General features: G+C 61.5%; 1 pseudogene. It reads left to right on the top strand.

From position 1 onward, the window contains the following. Nucleotides 1-128, top strand: a pseudogene (locus SB725_RS34000) (glycerol-3-phosphate acyltransferase); the annotation flags it as partial. Nucleotides 129-234: the final 106 nt, after the last annotated feature.

The raw sequence follows: 234 nt of genomic DNA, 5'->3' as shown, positions 1-234 counted from the left end.
CCTTGCCACTGCTGGCCTGGCAGGAACCGGAGGCGCTATTGCCGATGAGCGTGCTGACACTGCTGATCGTCTGGCGCCACCGCGGCAATTTACGCGACCTGTTTGCCGGGCGCGAACGGCATTTTTGAATCCCTCAGATGTAGAGGCCTCAGCCCGAGCCTCCCCGCATGAAATCAGAGAGCTGACAGCTGCTCCATCGGCCAACGCGCCTGTACGCTGATCGCCAGACTTTCC

This window comes from Pseudomonas sp. SIMBA_041, assembly GCF_046535095.1.
Classification (GTDB): Bacteria; Pseudomonadota; Gammaproteobacteria; order Pseudomonadales; family Pseudomonadaceae; genus Aquipseudomonas; species Aquipseudomonas mucoides.
This window is presented reverse-complemented; position numbering and strand designations above follow the sequence as displayed.